General features: G+C 69.9%; 1 protein-coding gene. It reads right to left on the minus strand.

From position 1 onward, the window contains the following. Positions 1–111: 111 nt before the first annotated feature. Positions 112–804 (minus strand): 3-oxoacid CoA-transferase subunit A, encoded by a 693-nt coding sequence (locus tag N864_RS22715; protein ID WP_034722941.1) that lies wholly within the window; start codon positions 802–804, stop codon positions 112–114. Between the last annotated feature and the right edge of the window lie 116 nt (positions 805–920).

Here is a 920-nt window from a genome sequence, read left to right on the forward strand (position 1 = left end):
GGCCGATGCCGAGGTTGACGTAGGCGCCGTGCGGGATGTCTCGGGCGACGACCTCGGCGAGCGCGTTGCGGTCGAGTCGCCCCTCGTAGCTCTTGGCGGGTGCGGCCTGGCTCACTGTCCCTCCTCCGGCTCGGCGGCCGCTTCACGCGGCACGACGACGAGCCTGTTGACGTAGATGCCCGGGGTCACGACGGCCTCCGGGTCGATACCACCGAGGGGCAGCAGCTCGTGCACCTGGGCGATGGTCGTCGTGGCGGCGGTCGCCATGACGGGGCCGAAGTTGCGGGCGGTCTTGCGGTAGACGAGGTTGCCCGCCTCGTCACCTTGGTAGGCCTTGATGAGGGCGTAGTCGGCGCGGATCGGATACTCGAGCACGTAGTGGCGGCCGTCGATCTCGCGCACCTCCTTGCCCTCCGCGAGCGGGGTGCCGTAGCCCGTCGGCGTGAAGAACGCGCCGATCCCTGCCCCTGCGGCCCGGATCCGCTCGGCGAGGTTGCCCTGCGGCACGAGCTCGAGCTCGATCTCGCCGGAGCGGTACTTCGCGTCGAAGTGGTGGCTGTCGTGCTGCCGCGGGAACGAGCAGACGATCTTGCGCACCCGACCGGCCGCGATGAGGGCCGCGAGCCCGACGTCGCCGTTGCCGGCGTTGTTGTTGACGACCGTCAGGCCGGTCGCGCCGCCCCGCACGAGCGCCTCGATGAGCTCGACCGGCTGCCCGGCCGGCCCGAACCCCCCGATGAGGACCGTTGCCCCGTCGGGGATGTCGGCGACCGCCTGCTCGACCGACTCTGAGATCTGCACCATGTGGTTTCCTCGCTTGTAGTTCGTATGCCGCTCAGCTGGCTTCCGCTGAGCCGCTCACTTCGTGGACGAGACGTTTCCTTTGTCCCCGAAGCCGAATCGGCCCTCCGGGCCTCGCT

The organism is Intrasporangium chromatireducens Q5-1, assembly GCF_000576575.1.
Classification (GTDB): Bacteria; Actinomycetota; Actinomycetes; order Actinomycetales; family Dermatophilaceae; genus Intrasporangium_A; species Intrasporangium_A chromatireducens.